At 69.8% G+C, this 24,888-nt stretch carries 21 protein-coding genes; 12 read left to right on the top strand and 9 right to left on the bottom strand.

Features of this window, described 5'->3' with window-relative positions:
* The first annotated feature begins 13 nt into the window (after positions 1-13).
* The 3 genes from ACFWFP_RS15390 (at position 14) to ACFWFP_RS15380 (ending at position 5,278) form a co-directional block, all read left to right on the top strand.
* Positions 14-3,775: an amino acid adenylation domain-containing protein gene (locus tag ACFWFP_RS15390; protein ID WP_379295472.1), complete on the top strand. Its 3,762-nt coding sequence runs from the start codon at positions 14-16 to the stop codon at positions 3,773-3,775.
* Positions 3,776-3,857: 82 nt separating this feature from the next.
* Positions 3,858-4,721 (top strand): oxidoreductase, encoded by an 864-nt coding sequence (locus ACFWFP_RS15385; protein WP_379295471.1) that lies wholly within the window; start codon positions 3,858-3,860, stop codon positions 4,719-4,721.
* 86 nt (positions 4,722-4,807) lie between these two features.
* On the top strand, positions 4,808-5,278 hold the full coding sequence (locus ACFWFP_RS15380; RefSeq protein ID WP_379295469.1) for a carboxymuconolactone decarboxylase family protein: 471 nt from the start codon (positions 4,808-4,810) through the stop codon (positions 5,276-5,278).
* On the opposite strand, the gene ACFWFP_RS15375 is transcribed toward ACFWFP_RS15380, so the two are convergent.
* Positions 5,279-6,088, bottom strand: coding sequence for an NAD(P)H-binding protein (locus tag ACFWFP_RS15375; protein WP_379295467.1), 810 nt, complete (start codon positions 6,086-6,088; stop codon positions 5,279-5,281). It abuts the gene before it with no gap.
* Positions 6,089-6,402: 314 nt separating this feature from the next.
* Between ACFWFP_RS15375 and ACFWFP_RS15370 the strand changes: the two genes are divergently transcribed.
* Positions 6,403-7,491 (top strand): 3-deoxy-7-phosphoheptulonate synthase, encoded by a 1,089-nt coding sequence (locus ACFWFP_RS15370; RefSeq protein ID WP_379295465.1) that lies wholly within the window; start codon positions 6,403-6,405, stop codon positions 7,489-7,491.
* Positions 7,492-7,543: 52 nt separating this feature from the next.
* Here ACFWFP_RS15370 and ACFWFP_RS15365 read toward each other — a convergent pair whose 3' ends face one another.
* Entirely contained in the window at positions 7,544-8,161 is a 618-nt protein-coding gene (locus ACFWFP_RS15365; protein WP_379295463.1) for a LysE family translocator, read from the bottom strand.
* 132 nt (positions 8,162-8,293) lie between these two features.
* Here ACFWFP_RS15365 and ACFWFP_RS15360 point away from each other — a divergent pair, with 132 nt between their 5' ends.
* Positions 8,294-10,945: an ATP-dependent RNA helicase gene (locus ACFWFP_RS15360; RefSeq protein ID WP_379295461.1), complete on the top strand. Its 2,652-nt coding sequence runs from the start codon at positions 8,294-8,296 to the stop codon at positions 10,943-10,945.
* A gap of 77 nt (positions 10,946-11,022) precedes the next feature.
* Here ACFWFP_RS15360 and ACFWFP_RS15355 read toward each other — a convergent pair whose 3' ends face one another.
* The gene (locus ACFWFP_RS15355; RefSeq protein WP_379295459.1) at positions 11,023-11,598 is read right to left on the bottom strand and encodes a GNAT family N-acetyltransferase; all 576 of its coding nucleotides are present in this window, start codon (positions 11,596-11,598) and stop codon (positions 11,023-11,025) included.
* 131 nt (positions 11,599-11,729) lie between these two features.
* Here ACFWFP_RS15355 and sigJ point away from each other — a divergent pair, with 131 nt between their 5' ends.
* A complete protein-coding gene (gene sigJ, locus ACFWFP_RS15350; RefSeq protein WP_379295457.1) occupies positions 11,730-12,629 on the top strand; it encodes an RNA polymerase sigma factor SigJ in 900 nt (299 codons plus the stop codon).
* Positions 12,630-12,703: 74 nt separating this feature from the next.
* Here the strand turns inward: sigJ and ACFWFP_RS15345 are convergent, their stop codons facing one another.
* Entirely contained in the window at positions 12,704-12,919 is a 216-nt protein-coding gene (locus tag ACFWFP_RS15345; protein ID WP_379295455.1) for a hypothetical protein, read from the bottom strand.
* 173 nt (positions 12,920-13,092) lie between these two features.
* On the opposite strand from ACFWFP_RS15345, the gene ACFWFP_RS15340 reads away from it, so the two are divergent.
* A complete protein-coding gene (locus ACFWFP_RS15340) occupies positions 13,093-14,271 on the top strand; it encodes a pyridoxal phosphate-dependent aminotransferase (RefSeq protein WP_379295453.1) in 1,179 nt (392 codons plus the stop codon).
* 30 nt (positions 14,272-14,301) lie between these two features.
* Here the strand turns inward: ACFWFP_RS15340 and ACFWFP_RS15335 are convergent, their stop codons facing one another.
* Together ACFWFP_RS15335 and ACFWFP_RS15330 are read right to left on the bottom strand one after the other, a co-directional pair.
* Positions 14,302-14,898 (bottom strand): trimeric intracellular cation channel family protein, encoded by a 597-nt coding sequence (locus tag ACFWFP_RS15335; RefSeq protein ID WP_379295991.1) that lies wholly within the window; start codon positions 14,896-14,898, stop codon positions 14,302-14,304.
* A 211-nt stretch (positions 14,899-15,109) separates the two neighbouring features.
* Positions 15,110-15,754 carry a LysE family translocator gene (locus tag ACFWFP_RS15330; RefSeq protein WP_379295451.1) on the bottom strand — a complete coding sequence of 215 codons (645 nt, stop codon included), beginning with the start codon at positions 15,752-15,754 and terminating at the stop codon, positions 15,110-15,112.
* Between the two features lie 345 nt (positions 15,755-16,099).
* Between ACFWFP_RS15330 and ACFWFP_RS15325 the strand changes: the two genes are divergently transcribed.
* The 3 genes from ACFWFP_RS15325 to ACFWFP_RS15315 all read left to right on the top strand — a co-directional run bounded on the left by ACFWFP_RS15325 (position 16,100) and on the right by ACFWFP_RS15315 (position 19,984).
* The gene (locus ACFWFP_RS15325; RefSeq protein WP_378990517.1) at positions 16,100-17,767 is read left to right on the top strand and encodes a DNA repair helicase XPB; all 1,668 of its coding nucleotides are present in this window, start codon (positions 16,100-16,102) and stop codon (positions 17,765-17,767) included.
* A 99-nt stretch (positions 17,768-17,866) separates the two neighbouring features.
* Positions 17,867-18,532 (top strand): DUF3239 domain-containing protein, encoded by a 666-nt coding sequence (locus ACFWFP_RS15320; protein ID WP_379295449.1) that lies wholly within the window; start codon positions 17,867-17,869, stop codon positions 18,530-18,532.
* A gap of 60 nt (positions 18,533-18,592) precedes the next feature.
* Positions 18,593-19,984, top strand: coding sequence for a M1 family metallopeptidase (locus tag ACFWFP_RS15315; RefSeq protein ID WP_379295447.1), 1,392 nt, complete (start codon positions 18,593-18,595; stop codon positions 19,982-19,984).
* On the opposite strand, the gene ACFWFP_RS15310 is transcribed toward ACFWFP_RS15315, so the two are convergent.
* The gene (locus ACFWFP_RS15310) at positions 19,981-20,829 is read right to left on the bottom strand and encodes a hypothetical protein (protein ID WP_379295445.1); all 849 of its coding nucleotides are present in this window, start codon (positions 20,827-20,829) and stop codon (positions 19,981-19,983) included. The two genes, ACFWFP_RS15315 and ACFWFP_RS15310, sit on opposite strands and share 4 nt — an antisense overlap.
* A 109-nt stretch (positions 20,830-20,938) precedes the next feature.
* Between ACFWFP_RS15310 and ACFWFP_RS15305 the strand changes: the two genes are divergently transcribed.
* A complete protein-coding gene (locus tag ACFWFP_RS15305; protein ID WP_379295443.1) occupies positions 20,939-21,439 on the top strand; it encodes a hypothetical protein in 501 nt (166 codons plus the stop codon).
* On the opposite strand, the gene ACFWFP_RS15300 is transcribed toward ACFWFP_RS15305, so the two are convergent.
* Positions 21,436-23,727 (bottom strand): helicase-associated domain-containing protein, encoded by a 2,292-nt coding sequence (locus ACFWFP_RS15300; RefSeq protein ID WP_379295441.1) that lies wholly within the window; start codon positions 23,725-23,727, stop codon positions 21,436-21,438. The two genes, ACFWFP_RS15305 and ACFWFP_RS15300, sit on opposite strands and share 4 nt — an antisense overlap.
* Positions 23,728-23,874: 147 nt before the next feature.
* On the opposite strand from ACFWFP_RS15300, the gene ACFWFP_RS15295 reads away from it, so the two are divergent.
* On the top strand, positions 23,875-24,066 hold the full coding sequence (locus tag ACFWFP_RS15295) for a hypothetical protein (protein ID WP_056818634.1): 192 nt from the start codon (positions 23,875-23,877) through the stop codon (positions 24,064-24,066).
* 66 nt (positions 24,067-24,132) lie between these two features.
* On the opposite strand, the gene ACFWFP_RS15290 is transcribed toward ACFWFP_RS15295, so the two are convergent.
* A complete protein-coding gene (locus tag ACFWFP_RS15290; protein ID WP_379295439.1) occupies positions 24,133-24,741 on the bottom strand; it encodes a transglycosylase family protein in 609 nt (202 codons plus the stop codon).
* Between the last annotated feature and the right edge of the window lie 147 nt (positions 24,742-24,888).

Raw genomic sequence — 24,888 nt, 5'->3', positions numbered from 1 at the left:
GAGTGATCGGCAGATGGAGACAGCACCCGCAGGCGGCGCCGGGATCGACCGCGCCGAGATCCGTGCCGCGATCGCCCGCCACCTCGACATCACCGCCGATGCCGTCGCCGAGGCCGACGACCTGATCCAGCTCGGCCTCGACTCCATCCGCACCATGAAGCTCGCGGGCGCCTGGCGCAAACGCGGCATCGCCGTGAACTTCGCCCTCCTGGCCGCCCACCCCACCGTCGACGCCTGGCACGCCCTCCTCAACGGCGCGGACCCCGATGCTCTCGCGGCGGTCGGTACCGACGAGTCGAGCGTGGCCGCCCCGGCCGTCGCGGTGGCCGAAGCGGTGGCCGAATCCGCGATCGTCGCCGACGACGGCACGCCTTTCGCGCTCGCGCCCATGCAGCACGCGTACTGGATCGGGCGTTCCGACTCGCAGGAGCTCGGTGGCGTCGCGGCGCATCTCTACGTCGAATTCGACGGTGCCGATGTGTATCCCGAGCGGCTCGAGCAGGCGGTCGAGCAACTGCTGTCGCGCCACCCCATGCTGCGCACCCGGTTCCTGCCCGACGGCACCCAGCAGACCCTCGACCGGCCCGGTCGCGCGGTGTTCGGCGTGACCGATCTGCGCGAGGCCACCGCCGACGAGGCCGAGCAGCGGCTCGCGGAGTTGCGCAGCACGCGAACCCATCAGCGGATGGCGGTGGAGGACGGCCAGGTGATCGATATCGCGCTCACCCGCCTCGCCGACGGCCGCACCCGCCTGCACCTCGATGTCGACATGCTCGCCGCCGACGCGATGAGCTACCGCATCCTCATCACCGACCTCGCCCGGCTCTACCACGGCGAACAGCTACCGCCGCAGGACTACACCTTCCGCCAGTACCTGGCCGAGCACCGGCGCGACAGCGCCGCGACCCACGCTTCGGACCACGCCGCCGCGCAGCAGCCGGATACGGCCGCGGGCCAAGGGCAGGGCGCCATCGCCGACGAGCGGGCCCGTGACCGTGCCTGGTGGCAGGATCGCCTGAGCGAGCTGCCGGGCGCTCCGGAACTCCCGCTGGCCCAGCACATCTCGGAACCCAACCGGACGATCCGCCTGCATCGCTGGCTGTCCCCGCAGGCCAAAGCGCAGGTCTTCGACGCCGCTCACGCCCGCGGCATCACCCCGGCGATGGCCCTGGCCTCGGTGTTCGCCGAAACCATCGGCGGCTGGTCGGCCCAGCGCCGCTTCCTGCTGAATCTGCCGCTGTTCCACCGTGAACCGGTGCACCCGCAGGTCGACGGTGTCGTCGGCGACTTCACCTCCTCGGTCCTGCTGGAAGTCGATGTCACCGCGCCCGCCACCGTCGCCGACCGTGCCCGCGCCCTTCAGCAACGCCTCCACGAAGCGGGCGCGCACTCCGCGTACTCGGGTCTGGAAGTCCTGCGCGACCTCGGCCGTCACCGCGGGGAACCCGTCCTGGCTCCCATCGTCTACACCAGCGCCCTCAACCTCGGCGAACTCTTCCCCGACACCGTCACCGACACCTTCGGCGACCCGGTCTGGATCATCTCCCAGGGCCCGCAGGTGCTGCTCGACGCCCAGATCACCGAGGTCCGTGGCGGTCTGCTGCTGAACTGGGACATTCGCGAATCCGCCTTCCCCGCGGGTGTGGTCGACGCCATGTTCGCCCGCTACATCGAAGCGATCGAACGTCTCGGCGGCCAGCCTTGCGAGCTCGCCGAGGCATCGGCCGATGCCGCGGAGTCCGGCGGCGCGCGGCCGACGGCAGTCGAGTCCGCCCGGACGGAGGAGACCTCGCCGGTGCTACCCGCTGACGCGGCCCCGGTTTCGGCCGGGCGCACGCGGGTCGCCGGGGGAGCGGGGTGGCAGGCCGAGGCCGGAGTGCGCATTCCGGTGGAGCAGGCCGCGACGCGGGCGCGCGTGAACGCCACCGCGGGGCCGGTGAGCGGCGGGCTGCTGCATACCGGGTTCTTCGCGAACGCGGCCACGAATCCGTCCGCGCCCGCGGTGCTCTGGGAGCCGGCCGGGCAGCTGACCTACGGCGAACTGGCCGCCGACGCGCTGGCCGTGGCCGGTGCGTTGCGGGAAGCCGGGGTGGCGCCCGGTGATTCGGTCGCCGTGCAGCTCCCGAAGGGGCCCGACCAGATCGTCGCCGTGCTGGGCGTGCTCGCGGCGGGCGCGGTGTACGTGCCGATCGGCTTCGATCAGCCGGCCGCTCGTCGCGCCGAGATCCTGCGCACCGCGGGCGCGGTCGCCGTGCTCACCGTCGGTGGGGCGCGGATCCCGGATGCTCGCGCGATCGACCTCGCGCAGGCGCGCACGCACACGGAACCGCTGGCCCGCCCGGTCTTCGGCGACCCGGAGAACATCGCCTACGTGCTGTTCACCTCCGGCTCCACGGGCAAGCCCAAGGGTGTCGAGGTGCCCCATCGGGCCGCGATGAACACCATCGACGACCTCAACGAGCGCTTCGACCTCGGCCCGGCCGACCGCGCGCTCGCCCTCTCGGCCCTCGAATTCGACCTTTCCGTCTACGACATCTTCGGCCTGCTCGCCGTGGGCGGCGCGGTGGTCACCGTCGACGACGCGCAGCGCATCGACCCCGCCGTCTGGGTCGAACTCGTTCGCCGCCACCAGATTTCGATGCTCAACTGTGTGCCGAGCCTGCTCGATATGCTGCTCACCGCCGCGACGCGGGGCGAGCCGCTCCCGTCGCTGCGCGCGGTGATCCTCGGCGGCGACTGGGTGGATGTGGCGCTGCCCGCACGCCTCGCCGCGGTGGCCCCGAACAGCCGTTTCGCCGGTCTCGGTGGCGCCACCGAGACCGCGATCCACTCCACCATCTGCGAGGTCGTCGACGCGCGGGTCCCCGTCGAGTGGACCGCCGTGCCCTACGGCACCCCGCTGCGCAATGTGCGGTGCCGCGTCGTCGGACCGGCGGGCAACGACTGCCCCGACTGGGTCAGCGGCGAGCTCTGGATCGGCGGTGACGGCGTGGCCGCCGGCTACCGCGACGATCCCGAACGCACCGCCGACCGCTTCGTCACCCACGAGGGTCTGCGCTGGTACCGCACCGGCGACCTGGCCCGCTACCTGCCCGACGGCGGCCTGGAATTCCTCGGCCGCGCCGACCACCAGGTCAAGATCCGGGGCTACCGGGTGGAACTGGGCGAGGTGGAGAGCGCGCTGCGCGCCGTGCCCGGCGTTCGCCACGCGGTCGCCGCCGTGGTCGGCACGGCCGCGCCGAAACTGGTCGCGCTGGTGGTGCCGACCCCGGGCACGGTCCTCGACGTCGACACGGTGCTCGCCGCGACCGCCGAACTGGTCCCGGTCTACATGGTGCCGACCCGGCTCGAACTGCTGGCCGAGCTGCCGCTCACCTCGAACGCCAAGCCGGACCGCAAGGCCATCCGCGCGGTCCTCGACAAGGGCGAGGGCACCGAGGAATTCGTGGCGCCGCGCACCGATCTCGAACGCGCGCTCGCCGCGGTCGTCGCCGAGGTGCTGGCCACCGAGCGGATCGGTGTCACCGACGACTTCTTCGCCCTCGGCGGCGACTCGGTGCTCGCCACCACCGCGGTGGCCCGCATCCGCGAATGGCTCGATGCCCCCGGAACCATCGTCGCCGACCTGTTCACCGCCCGCACCATCGAAGGTCTCGCGGCACGAATGGTGCGGCGGGAAGCGGAATCCGGTGACAGCGGCAGGCTGGACGCGGTCGCCACCATGTATCTGGAAGTCGCCGCGATGACCGACGACGAGATCCTCGCGCAGTCCTGATGCCGACACGTGACGCTGGGGCGAACCCCGCACCGGCCCTTGCCGATTCGCGCATTGCCCCAGCGTCGCTAGACTTTCCCCAGTGAGCAAGTGGACTACCGCGAACCTGCCGGACCAGACCGGCCGCACGATCATCGTCACCGGTGCCAACAGCGGTCTGGGCGCTGCCACCGCGCGGGCGCTTTCGGGGGCGGGTGCGCGCGTGATCCTGGCCTGCCGCGACACCGCCAAGGCCGAGCGGGTCGCCGCGGGGCTGCGCGGGGCGACCGAAGTCCGTGAACTCGACCTGGCGAACCTGAACTCGGTGCGCGCCTTCGCCGATTCGATCGAGCGCGTGGACGTGCTGATCAACAACGCCGGTGTCATGGCCCTGCCGTTGCGCCGCAGCGCCGACGGTTTCGAAATGCAGTTCGGCACCAACCATCTCGGCCACTTCGCGCTCACCAACCTGTTGCTGGACCGCATCACCGATCGTGTGGTGACGGTGTCGAGTGTCGCCCACCGCATCGGCAAGATCGATCTGGCCGACCCCAACTGGGAGCAGCGCCGCTACGACCGCTGGCTCGCGTACGGCCAGTCCAAGCTGGCCAATCTGATGTTCGCCTTCGAACTCCAGCGTCGCCTGGCGGGGGAGGGCGCCGCGGTGATCTCGGTGGCCGCCCATCCCGGCTACGCCGCGACCGAACTCATGTCGCACACCGAGTCCATCCAGGACGCGATCATGTGGCTGGGCAACCGCACGCTCGCCCCCACCGCCGAACAGGGTGCGCTGTCCACTCTGTTCGCCGCCACCGCCGATGTGGTGCCCGGCGCGTTCTACGGTCCCGACGGTTTCCTCGGGCTGCGCGGCAACCCGGGCCGCGCGGGTAGTGCGCGCTCGGCGAAGGACCGCAAGGTCGCCGCCGAATTGTGGGAGCTCTCCGAGAAGCTCTGCGGCCTGATCTGATTCGGTGATCGGCGTCACACGCGCCGATGTCACACCGTGCACGGCTGCCTCGTCGTCTCTGTGAACCCCACGACGAAGGAGTCATCATGGAAGCGCGCTTCAACCTCTACGGCAACGCCATCACCACGAGCTTCAGCAAGCGAATGGTCATGGCGGGCAAGGTCATCGACGATTCACCGCTGCCCAAGACCACCCACGAACTGGTGAAGATCCGGGCTTCGCAGATCAACGGCTGCAGCTACTGCGTCGACATGCACACCAAGGACGCCGCCCACGCGGGCGAAACCTCGGTGCGGATCAACCTGGTCGCCGCCTGGCGGGAAACCAATGTCTTCACCGAGGCGGAGCGGGCCGCCCTGGCTCTCACCGAGGAGGCGACCCGCACCGCCGACGGCGGCCACGTCAGCGACGACACCTTCGACCAGGTCCGCAAGCACTACGACGACGACCAGATCGCGGCCCTGATCGCCGCCATCGCGATGATCAACGCCTGGAACCGGCTCAACGCCATCGCCCACACTCCCGCCGGTGACTACGTCCCCGGTCAGTGGAGCTGATCAACCGAACCGGTGCCCGTGCTCGGCCGCCCACTGCGCGAAGGTGCGCGCGGGTCGGCCGAGCACCTGTTCCACCGTCGGGTCGACCGTGTACGACTCGGGAGTCGACTCGGCGTACCAGCCGATCACGTAGTCGGCGTCGGCCTTCGAGACACCCGTCGCGATCAGCCTGTCTACCGCTTCCTGGTGGGTGATCGTGGCGAAGGTGAGCTCGCGGCCCGCGGCCTGCCCCAGAATCGCCAGCCGTTGCGGCGGGGTGAGCGCCTGTGGGCCGGTGAGGTTGTAGGCGCGGCCCGCGTGCCCGTCTTCCAGCAGTGCGACGGCGGCGACCGCGCCGATATCGGCCTCGTGCACCAGCGCGCTCGGATGGGCGTACGGCTCACGCACCACGCCGTCGGTCCGGATCGGATCGAGCCAGGTCAGCGTGTTCGACATGAACTCCTGTGGCTCGAGCCGCGTCCACTCCACGCCGGACTCCGCGATCGCCTGCTCGACCGGGCCGACCCCGCCACCCCAGACGACGGTGATGCGGCGCACGCCGGCGTCGATCGCCTTGCCGATCAGCTCGGCCCCCACCTCGGCGAGACCGTTGGTCACCGTCACATGCAACCGGTCGACGCCGTGCCACGCATCGTCGAGTGTCGACGGCACGCTGTGCGTCCCGGTGAACAGTTCCACCTCAGGGCCGAGGAGTGCGCGTGCGGCGGCGGCATCGCGGGTCACCGCCCTGACCTTCTCGCCACGGCTGACGAGTTCCCGTACCACCTGGCGACCGGTGTTGCCGGTCGCGCCCGTAACCAGTGTTGTCACAGTCGTTTTCCTTTCCTCGACCACCGACGCTAGAAGCTCGAGCAAGGTAGAGGTCAAGGACTTTCGCGTCGGTTCGGCGGATCTGCGCGATGTGACGGTCCACACTCCGGGCGACCGTGGCTCACCTTTCGATGTTTAGCCGGTGGTAGAGTCCTTCCCATGCAGCGCGCATATTTCTGGTTTAGCTATCCGGCCCTGGGTGGGCCGGTCAGCGACCCTGCGCGCTGACTTCCTCCACCTCGAGCCGGATAACGCCCGGCTCGACGGTAGCGATTTCCGTGGGTCGGCCTCCTAACGCAAAGGACCCACATCTCATGACCACCGCAGCTGATGTCGACTCGCGGCATTCCGATCTAGACGACCAGCGCACCCTCAGCGTGAGCCCCCTGCGCTCGCCCGCCGAGGTCCGCATGGTTCACCAGATCACCGACGCCCTCGCCGACACTGTGCGTTCGGGCCGCAAGGCCACCGTCGATGTGCTCAACGGCGACGACGACCGCCTCATGGTGATCGTCGGCCCGTGCTCGGTGCACGACCCCGCCGCCGCGCTGGAATACGCCCGCAAGCTGGCCGAGAAGGCCGCCGAGCTGAGCGACCGGCTGCACATCGTGATGCGCGTGTACTTCGAGAAGCCGCGCACCACGCTGGGCTGGAAGGGTCTGATCAACGATCCGCACCTGGACGGCTCGTTCGACGTGAACACCGGTCTCGGCATCGGCCGCAAGGTGCTCGTCGACATCACCGCCCTCGGCCTGCCGGTCGCGTGTGAGTTCCTCGACCCGATCACCCCCCAGTACATCGCCGACCTGGTCTCCTACGGCGCGATCGGTGCCCGCACCGCCGCCAGCCAGGTGCACCGGCAGCTGTCCTCGGCGCTGTCGATGCCGGTCGGCATCAAGAACGGCACCGATGGTGACGTGCAAGTCGCCGTCGACGGCGTGCGCGCCGCCGCCGCCAGCCACGTCTTCCCCGGCACCGACCTCGACGGCCGTTCCGCGCTGATCCGCACCTCGGGCAACCCCGACTGCCACGTGATCCTGCGCGGCGGCAGCAATGGCACCAACTTCGACGCCGCGTCCTGCGCCGAGGCCAAGCTGCGCCTGGAGAAGTCGTCGCTGGCCCAGCGCCTGGTCGTCGACGCGAGCCACGGCAACAGCAACAAGGACCACAACAAGCAGGTCGACGTCGTCACCGACATCGCCGACCGGATCGCCGCGGGCGAGCAGGGCGTGGTCGGCGTGATGCTGGAGTCGTTCCTCGTCGCGGGTCGCCAGGATCTGACTCTCGGCAAGGCCGCCGACCTGACCTACGGCCAGTCCATCACCGACGCGTGCATCGACTGGAACACCACCGCCACCCAGCTCGACCGGTTGGCCGACGCGGTGGCCGCCCGCCGCGGGTAACACCGTCGATCGACAGTGCGGGCCTCGGATTCCGGGGCCCGCACTGCTGTGACTATTGGTTCTGTACCGCGAGGCGTCCCGCGAGGGCGACGAAGGAGACGCCGAACACCCGCCGCATCCACCGGACCACCACCGGTCGTGACAGCACATAGGTGCGCATCGCGGCGGCGACTGCCCCGTAGCCCGCGAACACCACGAACGTGGCCAGCATGAACAGCCCGCTGAGCTCGAGCATGCGGCCCAGCGCGTTCGGTGCGCCGGTCGGCACGAACTGCGGCAGGAACGCGAAGAAGAAGATCGTCAGCTTCGGGTTCAGGATATTGAGCAGCACCGCCGAGGTGACGACCTGCCGCGCCGAGGGCTCCACCACTACGCGCCCGTCCGGAATCGCCAGTGCGCCCTTGTCCCGCAAGGTATTCCACGCCATGTACAGCAGATACGCGACACCCAGATACTTCAACGTCTGGAACGCGACCGCGCTGGTGTTCAACAGCGCGGCCAGCCCGGTGACCGCCGCGATCATGTGCGGAACGATCCCCAACGTGCACCCGAAGGCAGCGATCACACTCGCCCGTGTCCCTCGGGAAAGCCCGGCCGCGAGGGTGAACAGGACCCCGGTACCCGGCGTGGCGACGATGACAAGCGTGGTCAACGCGAACTCGATGCTCATCTCCCGCAGCGTAACCGCCGATCGAGCGCTGGGAAATACCTGGCGATGCCCTGGTCGGCCGCCGGGTGGCGGCGACAGCGGGTCGCCGGGCGGCTGGCGAGGCGGGCCGGCGGGGCGGCAGACTGGTCGGCGATGAAGCTTCCTGAACTTCCCGATCTTCCGGTGCGGCCGGCGCTGGAGCGGATCGCCGTGACCTTGGCTGATCGTGGGGTCGCGGTGCTGGTCGCGCCGCCGGGTACCGGGAAGACCACGTTGGTGCCGTTGGCGCTGGCGGCTGGGTCGGCGGGGCGGATCGTGGTGGCTGAGCCGCGGCGGTTGGCGGCGCGGGCGGCGGCGGCGCGGATGGCGGCGTTGATGGGGGAGCGGGTGGGGGAGACCGTCGGGTATGCCGTGCGCGGGGATCGCAAGGTCGGGGCGCGGACGCGGATCGAAGTGGTGACCTCGGGGTTGCTGGTGCGGCGGTTGCAGAACGATCCGGAGTTGGTGGGGGTCGCCGCGGTGGTGCTCGATGAGTGTCACGAGCGGCATCTGGACGCTGATCTGCTGTTGGCACTGTTGCTCGACGCACGGTCGGGGTTGCGACCGGACCTGCGGGTGCTGGCCACGTCGGCGACAGTGGCCGCGGATCGTCTGGCACAGCTGCTCGGCACCGGGGAAGAGCCCGAGAGTTCGCGTGCCCCGGTTCTGGAAGTACACGGGCGGACCTATCCGGTCGAGGTCGACTACCTGCCCGCCCTTCCTCGGGAGCGGATCGAAGCGCAGGTCGCGCGGGCTGTCCGCACGGCGCTGGCCACCATCGACGGTGATGTGCTCGTCTTCCTGCCCGGTGTCGGCGAGATCAACCGCACAGCAGGGCTGTTGCGCGATCTCGACGGGGTCGACGTAGTCCCGCTGCACGGCAGACTCGCGGGCGCGGCCCAGGACCTCGCGCTCCGGCCGGGATCGCGGCGGCGGGTCGTCTTGTCCACTGCCGTCGCCGAATCCAGCCTCACCGTTCCCGGCGTGCGCGCTGTCGTCGACTCCGGTCTGTCCCGTGTCTCCCGAGTCGATCACCGGCGCGGCCTGTCCGGGCTTGCGACAGTGCGTGTTTCGGCGGCGGTGGCCGAACAGCGCGCGGGCCGCGCGGGCCGCGAGGCACCGGGCCACGCTTGGCGTTGCTGGCCGGAGTACGAACACCAAACCCTGCCCGCCTATCCCGAACCCGAGATCCGCACCGCCGAACTCACCCGTCTCGCACTGGAGTTGGCCTGCTGGGGCACCCCCGACGGTACCGGCCTCGCCTGGTGGGACGCCCCGCCCGAAGGTGGCCTCGCGGCAGCGCGCACGGTCCTGCGCGCCCTCGGCGCTCTCGACGATGCCGACCTCATCACCCCGCGCGGCAAGGCCATGGCCGACCTCGGCCTTCACCCCCGCCTCGCCCGCGCGCTCCTCGACGGCGCCGCCCGAGTCGGTGCGAAGGCCGCCGCCGAGATGGTGGTCCTGATGGACGACGACTCCCTCGCAGGCACCACCGACGCGGCGGCGGCCTTGCGTACCCTCCGCACTGAACGCCCACCCCGCTGGACCCGCGAAGTCCAGCGCCTGACACGGCTCATCACGACCATGTCATCGAGCGACGAGCCCGACCAACCGCTCGCCGAGGGCACACAGGCTGATACCTCGCGCGGGGCGGGCCGGCATGCGGGGTGGGGCTCCGGCGGGCCGCGGGTCGTTGTCTCTTCCGGTGTATCGAACTCGGGCTCGGCGCCCGGTCGACCAGGTGCTGGTTTCGACGCCACGAACGAGAGTGGCGGCTCCGGAACCGATGTCGCGGCGCTGTTGATCGCGCTGGCGCAGCCGGAGCGGCTGGCTCGGCGGCGGGCGAGCGGGTCGTCCACCTATCTCATGGCGGGCGGCACCGCGGTGACACTGCCGCCGGGGTCGGGCCTGGCAGCAGCGGAGTGGCTCGCGGTCGCGGTCGCCGAACGCGATCCGGGGCGGGCCGAAGGGCGAATTCGCCTGGCGGCCATCGCCGATGAGGATCTCGCGCGGGAGGCGGCGCCCGGGCTGGTGGTCGTGACCGATGAGGTGCGGTGGGACGGCGGTGACGTGGTGGCCCGACGGGTGGAGCGATTGGGCGCGATCATCCTGTCGGAGAAGCCATTACGTCAGCCGGAGCAGGATCTGGTGGAACAGGCTGTGCGACAAGGGCTTCAGGTGGAAGGTCTGGGCCTGCTGCGCTGGAGCGATGACGCGCGCAGCTTGCGTCAACGGCTCGACTTCCTGCACCGCACCCTCGGCGCGCCATGGCCCGCCGTCGACGACGACGCACTCCTCGCCGACCTCGCCACCTGGCTCGGCCCCGAATTGTCCACCGCCCGCCGCCGTTGCGACCTCGCCCGCGTCGACGCCGGCACCGCACTGCGCCGCCTGCTTCCGTGGCCGGCCGCCACCCGCCTGGACGAACTGGCCCCCGAACGCCTGGAAGTCCCCTCCGGCAGCCGCGTCCGCCTCGACTACTCCGCCGATCAGCCGGTCCTCGCGGTCAAGGTCCAGGAAGTCTTCGGCTGGACCGACCCGCCGACCCTCGCCGACGGCCGCGCCCGGATCCTGCTGCACCTGCTCTCCCCGGCTCAGCGCCCTGTCGCCGTCACCGCCGACCTGGCCTCCTTCTGGCAGAACGGCTGGCCCCAGGTCCGTGCCGACCTACGCGGCCGCTACCCCAAACACGCCTGGCCCGAAGATCCGGCCACGATCTCCGCCCACCGGGGAACGGCCCGCCGAGCCACCAATCGACCGAACTGACTGTTCATCACCGGGCGCCGGGGGCACACTCGAGCGCGTGCTCGGCCATGGTGCCGGCGAACCAGTCGAACCGCGCGTCATCGGCCGATCTCGGTGGGCCACCCGTCGACCGGCACGGCGGGGTCGGCGGGGAGCCGGGCCGCGACCCATTCGTCGACCCGCTCTCCGCGCTGGACCCCGCCCGATCGAGCCAAACCCTCGTAGTGGAAGCCGTTGCGGCGGACGGCGGCGGCGGAGGCGCGATTGCCCACGATCGCGCGCCAGATGATCCGGTCGAGGGCGAGACCGTCGGCGGCGAAACCGAAGTCGCAGACCAGCGTGATCGCCCGCGACATCAGCCCGCGCCCACGGTGCGCGGGAGTGAGCCAGAAGCCGATCTCACAGGCGCCCGGCCCGCGGGTGTGCAGGCCGACCATGCCTTCGACCCGGCCGTCCTCGGCGGTGCGGATCGCCCAGACCGGCGCGTTGTCCGCCCAGCCGGGGGCCACGACCCGGTCAAGGAATTCCTCGGTGTCGCGGCGGTGGTACGGAACGGGGACCGTGGTCCAGCGCTGCACATCGGGGTCCTGGCAGCACTCGACGATGCGATCGATGTCGGCCCCGGTCGGGCGGGTGAGCCAGACGGTGCCGTCGGTGAGCGTGTGCTCGTACATTCGGCCATCCTGACAGTCGACGCCGAAATTCTCGCCGGATTTTCCCGGCCTGCCCGCGCCCGGCGTGGGGGCGGGGCCGGTGCCGACCCGTGAGGCGGAGCGCGAGTGGGTACTCCGTAGGATCTGTCCTGATGGTTTCCCCGTTTCTCGCCGACCTGTTCGAATCGCATCGAACGCACTTGCTTTCGGTCGCCTACCGGCTCACCGGAAGCGTCGGCGACGCCGAGGACGCGGTGCAGGAGAGCTGGCTGCGGATGGCGGGCGTGCACCAGTCCGAGATCGACGACCTGCGCGCCTGGCTGACGACCGTGGTCAGCCGAATCTGCCTCGACCACCTGCGCAGCGCCGCCGTGCGCCGCGAAACCTATGTGGGGCAGTGGCTTCCGGAGCCGATCGTGTCGGCGGCCTCGTCATCGCGCACCCCCGATCCCCTGGACGTGGTGGTGCGCGATCAGGACAGCCGGATGGCCGCGCTGGTGGTGCTCGACGCGTTGACCCCGCAGCAGCGGGTGGCACTGGTGCTCCACGAGGGATTGGGTGTGCCCTTCGACGAGATCGCCGAGATCCTCGGCGTCTCCGCTGATGCCGCAAGACAATTGGCGGTCCGCGCACGCCGGGCGGTGGCCAGAGCGCCGGAACCGGTTGCCGACGATGTGCACGATCGGGCGGTGCGGCGGTTCCTCGCCGCATTGGCCACCGGTGATGTCGCCGCGGTAGCCGCCACGCTGCATCCCGACGTGACGTTCACGGCGGATGCCGGCGGCACCACCAAGACCGCGCTGAATGTTGTTGCCGGACAGGAGAAAGTCGCCCGCCTGGCGCTCGGTCTCTGGCGAAAGCATCAGGAAGAACCCGGCCTGGATCTGGGCGCGGCGACGGTGAACGGGCAATCGGGGCTGGTACTCACCGATCCCAACTCCCCGTTCGGCCGACCGGTGCGGGTGCTCGCCTTTGCGGTGCGGGACGGAAAGATCTGGGCGACATACGATTTCGCCAATGTGACGAAACTGTCCGGCGCCCGCCTGCGCTGACCCCGCAGCACCGTCGAGGACTGCGAGGTCAGCTGATCGCCATAGCGATGCGGTCCAGCGTGCGCCGCTGACTGCTACGGGTAGGTGGAGCCCCAGTTGTGATCACCGGTCGATGATCCGAGGTTGAAGTCCCCCGTCGAGGAGCCCATGTTGTTGTTCGGCGTCGCCGAACCCGTGAACCAGTCGACGATCGGGCCGGCGACGAGGTGATCGTGGATGAATCGCAGGGCCGAACCGGCTACCTCCGACGCAGCCGGTTGCAGGATGAGGTCGAGCAGAGGTGAGGCCATGTGAGCCCCTTTCGATATACCACCACGCAGTGGTGTGTGAGGTAGAACACGGCGAGGCTAGCTGAGGTTGGGGAACCGCACAATAGCGCAGGTCAAAGCAGGAAAACGTTTGTGAAACATACATGTTCGCTATCGTTCGGCAACGTCGGGTAATAGTGGGATACGCTGCGGAGATGCCGCCTGTGCCGCCCACCGTCGCCCGCCTGCGCCCCTTCGGATCGACGATCTTCGCCGAGATGACCGAACTGGCCGTCCGCCACGACGCGGTGAATCTGGGCCAGGGCTTCCCCGATACCGACGGACCCTCCGGCATGCTCGAGGTGGTCCGCGCGGCCATCGCCGACGGACTCAATCAGTACCCGCCCGGGCGCGGGATGCCGGTGCTGCGCCAGGCGATCGCCGATGACCGCGCCCGCCGCTACGGCACCGCCTACGACCCGGCCACCGAGATTCTGGTGACCGTCGGCGCGACCGAGGCGATCAGCGCCGCCGTGCTCGGGCTGGTGGAGCCGGGTCAGGAGGTGGTACTGATCGAGCCGTACTACGACTCCTACGCCGCCGCGATCGCCCTCGCCGGTGCGCAGCGGCGAACGGCTCGCCTGGTGCCCGACGGCGAACGATTCGTGCTCGACCTGGACAGTTTGCGCGCCGCGATCTCCCCGAAAACCCGCATGCTGATGGTCAATTCGCCGCACAACCCCACCGGCGCCGTGCTCGGCCGCGCCGATCTCACCGCGATCGCCGAGTTGGCTGTCGAACACGATCTGGTGGTGCTGACCGACGAGGTGTACGAGCACCTCGTCTACGACGGCACCGAGCACATCAGCATCTCCACACTGCCCGGAATGCGCGAACGGACCGTCGTGGTGTCCAGCGCGGCGAAGACGTTCAATGTCACCGGATGGAAGATCGGATGGGCCTGCGCGCCCGCGCCGCTGCTCGACGGTGTGCTCGCGGCCAAACAGTTCCTCACCTTCGTCGGCGGCGGGCCGTTCCAGCCCGCCGTCGCGTACGCGATCAACGAGGAAGCGGACTGGGTGCTCGCCCAGCGTGACGGACTGGCGGACAAGCGAACGCGGCTTTCGGAGGCATTGCGCGACACCGGTTTCACGGTCTCGGCCAGCGACGGTGGCTACTTCGTGTGTGCCGACATCCGGCCGTTGGGCGCCGAGGACGGCCTGACATTCTGCCGGGAACTACCGGCGCGACTCGGTGTCGCCGCGGTGCCGGTCAGCGTTTTCGCCGATCACCCCGCCGACTGGAAACACCTGGTGCGCTTCACCTTCAGCAAGCGCGACGAGACGATCGACGAAGGAATACGCCGGCTTCGGGCCGGAATGATGGTGCGCTGACGCCTGGTTCGCGAGGTAGCCGGGTACCGGTCAGTCGCGGGCGTGGCGGGCCAGCGGCGCGTGCCACTGGTAATGGCGGGCCAGCAGGCGAAAACCCACCGCACCCGCGGCGGCGAGCAGCCCGGTCCATGCCCGGTACACGTCGAAGTGCAGCAGCGCGGCAGTGGCAGCCGCCCCGAACAGGGCCGGGATCGCATAGAGGTCCTGGTCGGGGCGCAGGACGCTGGGTACTTCGCCGCTGAGCACATCGCGGATCACGCCGCCACCGATCGCGGTCGTCATGCCGAGCAGGGCGGCGGTGGGCGCGCCGAGCCCGGCCGAGTCGGCGATCACGGTCCCGGTGACGCAGAACAGCCCCAGCCCGATCGCGTCGGCGATTTCGAGCGGTCCCTTGGTGAGCCGGCGCGAGGGCGCGATGAAGTACAGGACCAGCGCGGTCAGTATCGACGCGGACAGGTAGGTCAGGTCGGTGAACGCGGCCGGGGGAGTTCGCCCGATCAGCAGGTCACGCACGATGCCGCCGCCGAGCGCGGTCGCACACGCCAGCACGACCATTCCGAACAGGTCGAGCCGCTTGCGCACCGCGACCAGCGCACCCGACGCGGCGAAGGAGATGACCCCCATCATCTCGCCGCCCCGATGCACCGCGTTCACCGCCGAGTCCAGCTCGCTGACCGAAGGCCCGGCCAACGCCGCCACCAGCACACCTACGCTCACCACGCAATCCTTCCGCCTCGCCGCTCCGAAGCAGCGTGACACGCAGACACGCGGTGACGGCGACCGGCCCACGCGCTGGTGGAGATCCGATTCCGCAGGGATTGTGGCGGCGGCACGAACCTCAGGCGGGGGTGGGGCGGGCCTTGTCGGTGGCGAGGAGGACGGCGATCGTGCCGAGAGCGGTGCCCATGAGGTAGCGCTGGGTGCGCAGCCACAGGGGGCGGGCGGTGAGGAAGGTGGCCAGGCCGGCCGCGCCGAGGACGATCATGGCGTTGACGGTGAGGGCGACCGTGATCTGGATGGCGCCCAGCGACAGGCTCTGCAACCAGAGGGCGCCGCGAGCGGGATCGACGAACTGGGGGATCAGCGCCATGTACATGATCGCGATCTTCGGATTGAGCAGGTTGGTGGCCAACCCCATCGTGAACAGGCGCCGGGCCGGATCGTGCGGCAGGTCGGCGGGCGCGAACACCGACACCCCACCCGGCCGGATCGCCTGCCAGGCCAGCCACAGCAGATACGCCGCGCCTGCCAGCTTCACCGCCAGATACAACCCGGGAACGACAGCGAACACCGCCGTGATCCCCGCCGCGGCCGCCAACAGGTAGACACCGAAGCCCGCCGCGACCCCCAGCAGCGAGATCATCCCCGCCCGGCGCCCCTGCGCGACGGTGCGCGAGACCAGATACATCATGTTGGGCCCCGGCGTCAGCACCATGCCGAGCGCCGCCGCCGCCACCCCGAGAACCGCCGTTGTCTGAAGCATCCACCGAGTTTGCCCCGGTCAGGAACACGTTGTCGCGGTCCAGTCGACACCTGCTGGACCGGCCGACCATCGCTGTCCCTGTCTGTCCGCCCAGGTCATGTCGGTCCTGATCCGTACAATCGACAAAAGCCACGTTTACTCACCCGGGATCCGGGGTTCCGTCACGAGTGAAACGCCGCACCAGACGAGCCCACCTACGGACTCCCAACTCGCCCACCACGTTTTCGGCCGCCCCGGATCCGAGGGGCGAGACGTAACGGCGAAGCCGGAGTATCGCCCCTCGGATCCGGGGTTACGAGGCCGAAAACCCGCGGCGCCAGCCGCCGAAAAACACAGGAGCAACGTGTGACCGACGGTCCGCTGATCGTGCAAAGTGACAAGACTCTGCTGCTCGAGGTCGACCACGAGCTGGCGGGGAACGCCCGGCAGGCCATCGCGCCGTTCGCGGAGCTGGAACGCGCGCCCGAGCATGTGCACACCTATCGGATCACGCCGCTGGCGCTCTGGAACGCCCGCGCGGCGGGCCACGACGCCGAGCAGGTCGTCGACGCGCTGGTGAACTTCTCGCGGTACGCGGTGCCGCAGCCGCTGCTGGTCGACATCGTCGACACGATGGGCCGCTACGGCCGGTTGCAGCTGGTCAAGCATCCCGCGCACGGATTGTGCCTGGTCAGCCTGGATCGCGCGGTGCTCGCGGAAGTGCTGCGGCACAAGAAGATCGCACCCATGCTCGGCGCCCGCATCGACGACGACACCGTGATCGTGCACCCGTCCGAGCGCGGCCACATCAAGCAGATGCTGTTGAAGATCGGCTGGCCCGCGGAGGACCTGGCCGGTTATGTCGACGGTGAGGCGCACGACATCGGCCTCGATTACACCGAGGGCAAGTGGCACCTGCGCGACTACCAGGAGATGGCCGCCGATTCGTTCTGGGCAGGCGGTTCCGGCGTGGTCGTGCTGCCGTGTGGCGCGGGCAAGACGATGGTCGGCGCGGCCGCGATGGCCAAGGCCAAGGCGACGACATTGATCCTGGTCACCAATACCGTGGCGGGCAGGCAGTGGCGGCGCGAGCTGCTGGCGCGGACCACGCTCACCGAGGAGGAGATCGGCGAGTACTCCGGTGAGCGCAAGGAGATCCGCCCGGTCACCATCGCCACCTACCAGGTCATCACGCGCAAATCGAAGGGCGAGTACAAGCACCTCGAGCTGTTCGACAGCCGCGACTGGGGCCTGGTGATCTACGACGAGGTGCATCTGCTGCCCGCGCCCGTCTTCCGGATGACCGCCGACCTCCAGTCGCGCCGCAGGCTCGGTCTCACCGCCACGCTCGTGCGGGAGGACGGCCGCGAGGGCGACGTGTTCTCGCTGATCGGCCCGAAGCGCTACGACGCGCCGTGGAAGGACATCGAGGCGCAGGGATGGATCGCACCGGCCGACTGCGTCGAGGTGCGGGTGACGCTCACCGACGCGGAGCGGATGGCCTACGCCACCGCCGAGCCGGAGGAGCGCTACAAGCTGTGCTCCACCGCGCGCACCAAGATCCCGGTGGTCGAGTCCATCCTGGCCCGGCACCAGGGCGCGCCGACCCTGGTGATCGGCGCGTACCTGGATCAGCTCGACGAGCTCGGCGTCGACCTGAACGCCCCGGTCATCACCGGCGCCACCAAGAACCGGGAACGCGAGGCGCTGTTCGACGCCTTCCGCTCCGGCGAGATCCCCGTACTGGTGGTGAGCAAGGTCGCCAACTTCTCCATCGATCTGCCGGAAGCCTCGGTGGCGGTGCAGGTTTCGGGTACCTTCGGTTCCCGGCAGGAGGAGGCCCAGCGCCTCGGCCGGCTGTTGCGGCCGAAACAGGATGGGGGACAGGCGCATTTCTATTCGGTGGTCGCGCGCGACACGCTCGACGCCGAATACGCCGCGCACCGGCAGCGCTTCCTCGCCGAGCAGGGTTACGCCTACCGCATCGTCGACGCCGACGACCTGCTGGGTCCGCCGATCGGGGACGGCGTGTAGGACTGTTCGCCAGGTCAAAGGGGGGTAGCGTGCGATGTGCGAACCCCTCGGCAGATAAGTGGAGGCAATTCCTCCGCAACTTGTGCTAGGAAGGAAGGCGTGCGCCGCTTCGAATTCGTGGTCGACCGTGAACACGCTCATGCGGTGAACGAGACGTTCACCGGGTTACGCCGGTTGCGCCTGGTCGCCCTGCTGGTCGCCGGTCTCGCCGTCGCGGCCACGGTGGCGCTGGTGTGGAGCGGACAGGCGTGGGGATTTCTGCTGGCGGTGGTGTGCGTGCTCATCGCGGGCATCGCGCTGTGGGTGGCGTTGTGGACGCCGCATCGCTCCAGCATCGAGAAGCTCTACCACGACGGGGTGCTCGTCCCCGCCGTCGTCAGCGATGCCGAGCCGGGCGGCATCGTCTTGCTCGCCCTGGTCGATATCTCCGAACCGGCCGCGCCGGAGCGCAGTTGGGCGTTGATCACCCGCAAGGTGCGCACGCTGCCCGGCCACGCGCCGCGGCCCGGTGAGCGGGTGCCCGCCGTCGCGGTGCGCACCGACCGTGCTCCGCGCCAGGTCGGCGAACGCTGGCAGCTGGTCACCGCCATGCCGATCGCCTGGGGCACGCGCGACGACGCGGTGATCGAGCGGGCGTGCGACGCCATCAACGAGGTCGAATGGCGGCTGCTCGCACAGAACCTGGCGCTGGCTTCGCGCGTGAAACGCACCGCTACCAAGCGCCTGCTGCTCGACCCGCAGCACCTGCCCTCCGACCTGGGCTAGCGGCGCACCTGCGACGATGGTTCGGTCCGTGCGATCCGGTCGACGAAAGGTGTCCTCGACATGCGCTGGTCGGCCGGGTTGTGCGTGGTGTTCGCGCTGGTGGCGCTGGGAATTCCGCCGGTAGCGGCCGATTCGGCCTCGATCGGGGCGCCGGGACTGGGTGATCCGTACTATCCGCTCGACGGGAACGGCGGCTACGACGTCGCCCACTACGACGTGTCGATCGACTACGAACCCGGTGACCACCACCTGCGCGGCACGGCCCGCATCGACGGCCGCGTCACCCAGCCGCTGACACAGTTCAACCTCGACTACAGCGGGCCCGAGGTGCTGATGGTGACCGTCAACGGCCAGCCCGCGGGGTTCGCCCACGACGGGGCGCACGAACTCGTGGTCACGCCACTGCTACCGCTGCCGCCGGGGCTGCCGATGCGGATCATCGTCGACTACGCCGGCACGGCAGCGGATACCGAGGGCGAGGGCTGGACGCACGCGCCCAACGGTGGCGCGTTCGCCGTCGGCGAGCCGCACAGCGCGAGCACCTGGTACCCGCTCAACGACACCCCCTTGGACAAGGCGACTTTCACGCTGCACGCCGCCGTGCCCGCCGACTGGGAAGTCATGTCGACCGGTGATCGCACCGAGCACGTGGTGCGCGACGGCCGGTTGCACACCACGTGGGAGACGCGACAGCCCACGATCGGCTACCTGACCACGGTCGCGGTGGACCATTTCACCTTCCTCGAACAGCGGCGCGCGAACGGAACCGCGGTGCTGAGCGCGTTCGCCCCGGAATCCGACGGCAATCGCGACGACGAGCAGCGGCTGCCCGAGATCCTCGACTTCCTCGAAAATCTGTACGGGCCTTACCCGTTCGATGTGGCCGGTGGAATCTATGTGGATACGGCGCTGCCGTTCTCGCTGGAGACCCAGACCCGGCCGACCTACGCGCCGTGGGCCGATCTGAACACCGTGGTGCACGAGCTGGCCCATCAATGGTGGGGCGACACCATGTCGGTGCGGCAATGGTCCGACATCTGTCTCAACGAATGCTTCGCCAGCTATACCGCCGACTACCTGTGGCCGGAGCGGATCGACCAGGCCGACGTGGACACCGAGTATCGCGAGACCGTCGCGAACAACCTGGACGATCCCGGATTCTGGAAGATCGCGCTCGCCGCTCCTGGCGTGGGCAACGAGTTCACGTCCGTCTACTATCGCGGGCCGCTGTTCCTGCACGCCCTGCGCAAGTTGATCGGTGAGGATGTGTTCTTCACCGCGATCAAGGATTTCGTGAACGCGCATCGCGACGGCCACGCGTCGATGCCGGAGTTCCGGGAGTTCCTGCGGAGCCGGACATCGATGCCGCTGGGTGAGTTCCTGGCCGAATGGCTGGACGGGACGAGACCACCGCGTGACGCGTTCCTCTACCCGGGCACCCTGCGTCCCTAGTCGTCGGTGAGCCGAGCGCGGGCGCGCTCGACCCAGCGCTGCATGCGATCGAATTGACTACGCGCAGCCGCGAATTCGCCGCGCGCTCGATGTTCGGCGGTGTGGGCGAAATGACGTTGCTGTTCGGCGTGTTCGAGTTCAGCGCGCAGGTCGGTGATGCGGGTTTCGATCTCGTCGAGGTCGGATTTCGCCTGCGCGGCAGCGGCTTCGGCCTCATCGCGATCGGCCAGGGCGGCTGCCAGGCCGGATTCGGCGTCGTCGAGTTCCTGTTGGGCCTGCGCGCGACGCTCGGCTTCGGTGTCCTTCGGAGCCGAGCGGGGTTTGCTCGCGCGCTTGGGGGCGGCCTTGCCGCCGGTGATCGCGACCAGACCGGCCGGACCGAAGCCGTCATAGGTGACGGTGGTGGGCAGCACCGCGGCGCGAACCAGGCCGGCGACATCGGGGTCGGCCAGCGCCGCGGTGAGGGTTTGACCGACCTCGCGCAGCACCTGTTCGCTCGCCGGGCGGTCGTGCTCGGCGGCCAGTTCGCCGGCGCGCTTGGTCATCGCGTTCACGACTTGTTGACGCTGGGTGCCGAGGGCGCGCAGTTTGTCGCCGGAAAGCTGACGCTGGGCCGACCGCAGGGCGTCGCCCAGATCGAGCAGGGCGGCGATCTCCTGCGGTGCGTGACGGGCCAGCAGGTTGACCGTCCAGGCCGCGACCGTGGGTTTGCGCAGGGCGGTGATGGCCTTGGCCAGGTCGCGGTCGCCGTCGGCGCGGGCCTGGGCGGCGCGCTCGGCGCGGGTTGACACGAAGTCGCCGGGGTCGAGGCTGTACAGCTCGCCTGCGACGTCGTCGAGGGTCATCTTGTGATGGTAGACAGGTTGCGCGACGGGGGAGCGCGGGCGCGGGGCACTTGGGTATCGTCACCGGCGGTTGTGTTCACCCTGAACTGTTCGGTGAGTGAGGTTTTCAGTGATTTTCCCGGAGAAGCGGCTGTTGGCGCGGATCGTGCTCGGGCCGGTGGCCGCGATGGCCCTGGTCGGTGCGGTGGTTTCGTGCTCGTCCGATGATTCGTCGTCGGCGGGTGCGGTCGCGGTGGGGTCGTGCGTGGAGGTCGGTGACAACGCCGCCGACGCGATGAAGGCGACGGTCGGTGACTGCTCGTCGGCGAAGTCGAACTACCGGATCGTGAAGGTCGGGGCGGACTGCGCCGCCGACAATGCCGCGTTCAACGGCACGGTCGGGGACGCGAAGAGCACGCTGTGTTTGGCGCCGAACTTCGCCGAGGGAAGCTGCTACGCGGATGCGGGGAAGCGGCCCGCCGAGTCGGTCGACTGTACGGCGGCCGAGGCGTCGTTCAAGGTGGTCAAGCGGATCGACGGGCAGACCGACGAACTGCTGTGTGGCGCGGACGCCACGCAGTTCCGGACGGTTCCCGACCCGAAGACGACCTTCTGCCTGGCCAAGCCCTAATCGAGCAGGGCCACCGACGCGATGCGGTGGAGGGTGAAGTGGCGGGTGGCCCCGCTCACCGGGTCCACCGCGTCGAGTTGGCCGTTGCCTACCCGGAGTGGCTCGACTACCCGCTGGGTGGCTACCCCCTGGGCGTCCACGTAGCCGATGTTCACCGGTCGGCCGACCCTCGCCGCCAGCTGGAGCAGCGCGAGGGTGGCCGCGGTGCCGGTGCGGGTGCCGTCGGTGCGCACCGATTGTCCGGTGCGGGCACCCGCGGCGCGTTCGCCCGCGCGCAGTTCGGTGACCAGCTGGGCGAGCTGGTCGTCGTTCGGCGGGGTCGGTCGGTAGGGCCTGCGGGCCAGCGGGCGGACCGAAATCCGCGCGCCGCGGGGTCGCAGGTCCACGATGGCGCCGCCGGAATCCTCGCCCGCGGGGGCGAAGCCCGCCTTGCGGAGCTGGTCGAGCATCTCGGCCAGGGGCGCCAGGGCGATCGCCACGGTGGGGGCGATGGCGCGCAGCGCGAGGGTTTCGGCCACGGGCGCGGCGAGCACCTGGGCCAGCAGGGCCGGGTCGTCGCTGCGCAGGAACGACTGGGCCATGCCCACCCGGAGCTGGCCGTGGCGACGGGCGACGTCGTCGATGAGGTAGGTCAGCGATTGCGGCACGGGGGTGCGGGAGTGGGTGGCGAACAACGCGTGCAGCTCGGCGGCGGTGAGACCGGCATCGAGTGCGCGCCGGACGGTGGCGTCGCTGACCCGGTACACCGTGGCGGCGCCCGCTGATTCGACGTCGGCGACCAGGGCGACCTTGGCGCGCAGTTCCGGCACCAGCGGGCCGGGGGCGATCACCGTCAGGTCCGCCTGGACCAGGACGTGGTCGACCGGTTCCGGCAGCGCCGCGGCCATTTCCGATTCGGCGTCGGCGACCGAACCGTGCAGCAGAGCTCGTCCCGCCGAGTCGAGGGCGCCACGGCCGAGCAGTCCGACGACCGCCGCCTCGGCGAGCGTCGCGGTGACGGCATCGAGGCGGAAGTGCCTGCGGCGGCGTGGCATTCGCCAAGCCAGCAGTTTGCCGATATCGGCGGGAGTCACCGCGGTGCCGGTCGGATATTCGGCGAGCAGGCCGAGGATCGCCGCACGGTCGCGCACCGCGTGGGGCACGCGCAGCTCCGCCGACAGGGCCGCGATCGGTTTGTCGGCGGCGTCGCGCAGGCCGATCATCCACGGCATCCGGTCCAGCTCCAGCCACGCCTGCGCGAGTGTCACCCAGCGGGTCGCGGGCGGGGCGTCCAGCCAGGAATCCGCGGCGGGCGTGGGGGCCCAGAAGTCGTCGGTGGAGTCGAGGTCGGGTGTCGGTTCGGGCAGGCCCTTCTCGACGAGTTTCGCGGCGGCCAGCAATTCGAGCAGCAGGCCGGTGCGCTGTTCGTCGATGCCGGTCTGTTTGGCCAGCCTGCGCAATTCGCGCACGCCGAGCCCGCCCGCGCGCAGGGCGGGGGCGGGCAACGCGCCGAGCGCGTCGATCAGGTCGCCCGCGTCGCGCAGCAGTTCGCCGACCTCGCCCGCGCCGACGGCGTTCACCTCGGTGGCGGCGTTCTTGCCGAGGGTGGGTTTGGGCGGGGCGAGCGCGTGCGGGTCGGTGACGGGTTCGCCGCGCAGGACCTGGCCGACGGTGACGGGCAACTCCACGGTCTCGTCGTCGATCCGGTGCAGCAGCCGGGCGGCCAGCAGGCGCGGCACGGGCCGGTCCGGGTCGGCGCCCGGGGCGGCGTCCCTGGTGCGACCGCGGGGCCCGGTGGTGGCGAGTTTGTCCAGCAGCGCGCGTTCGGGCGGGCTCGCCGTGGCCAGCGCGGCCGTTACCTCGGGCTCGGTGAGGGCGTCGGGGAGCGCTGTCGTCGCGCCCAGCGGCCAGGGCAGGGCTTCGGCGGCACTGGGTGTCAGGTCGAGGTCGTCGCCGACCTGCCAGACGAGTGCGCGGTCGAGCAGGCGGGTCAGCGCGGCGGTGAACGCGGTCTTGGTGACGCGGTCCTCGAGCTGCGCGCGCAGGGTGGTGCGAGTCAGCGGCGTGAGTGCGGTGCCGATCGTGCGAGCGTCCTCATTGGCTGTCAGCGCCTCGATGATCGCGAACTCGAGCGTGTCCAGATCGTCGGCGGCACGCAACACCGACGCGCGCTGCTGAGCGCGCACGGCGAGTACCGACATCGACGCGGGCAGCGGCACCGCGAGGTCGGGCCGCAACTGCAGCAATTTCACCAGCTGGGCATCGGTGCGCGCACCGAGCCAATCGGCGAGAGAGTCTGTCGCGATCACCGATCGAGCCTACAGTTCTCGGCCGCCTTGACCTGGACTGACCGGAGGGTGCGACGAAGGAGCGCCCGGAGGGAAGGAAGGTCGAGGGTACAGGCCGAGAACTTGCGGCACCAGCCGCCGAAAAACGCGGTATGCCAGAATGAGCCGGTGGTGAACAAATCGAAGAAACCCTACGTCGACAACGGCTGGCCCGAGGTGGCCGACGGCGAGCACGCCGTGACCGAACTGTCGTCGACCCGCGCCGGTAATCTCTCGCCTTTCGGTGAGGACACCGAGTTTCCCGTCCCGGCCGCGACGCTGCCGTACGTGCACCCCCAGACCACCATCAACCGGGTGTAATTCGGACGAGAAAAACAAGAGCCCGCATCCTCCGAGGATGCGGGCTCTTGTTGTGTCTGCGGGCGATCAGGAGGGCAGCAGACCCTTGTTCGCCTGGAAGAAGTCGATCACGGCCGGGTCCAGCTGAGAACCCTTGGCGGAGTTGACGAAGTCGAGAGCCTGCTGCGGCACGGCGATGCCCTGCTGCTGCACGACGGTGAGTGCGCGGTCGACGGCCGAGAACACTTCCTGGCTCGGGTCCTGGACCTGCGGCACGTTGACCTGCGGAGCCCAGCTCGGCGCCGAGGGAGCGACACGCTCGGACGGTCCGCTGCTCAGACCCAGCTGCGAGGAGCAGGACGGCCAAGCGCCCCAACCCTGGGAAGCGAGAACCTTTTCGGCGACCACGATCTGCTGTTCGCGGGTGGCCTGGTTGGCGGAGGCGGCGTATTCGCCACCACCGTGTGCGTTCCAGGTGGAGGGCGAGAACTGCAGCCCGCCCTGGTAACCGTTGCCGGTGTTGATGCCCCAGTTGCCGCCGGCTTCACACTGTGCGAGGCGATCCCAGTCGGAGTCAGGGGCCGCGCTGGCGTTTCCTGCGAGGGCAGCGGCTGCGGTGCCGAAGATCGCGCCGGTGACGGCGACCTTGGCAGCAGTGCGCCCGGTGGAAGTCGGCTTGCGGTGGCGTCCACTCATATCGGGTTTCTTCCTCTCGTTCGCACCTGCATGTGGCCCGGACTGAGAGGTCTCCCGGTCCGCCCTCATCCCTTGTTTCCAATCGGGGTCCGGTACCCGCGGGGTGAGGTTCGGTGCGGCGGGCCGGTGGTTCCGGGGGTTACCCCG

The organism is Nocardia sp. NPDC060249 (genome assembly GCF_042728755.1).
GTDB lineage: Bacteria > Actinomycetota > Actinomycetes > Mycobacteriales > Mycobacteriaceae > Nocardia.
The sequence above is the reverse complement of the archived record's forward strand: the minus strand, read 5'-3'. Positions and strand labels throughout refer to the sequence as shown.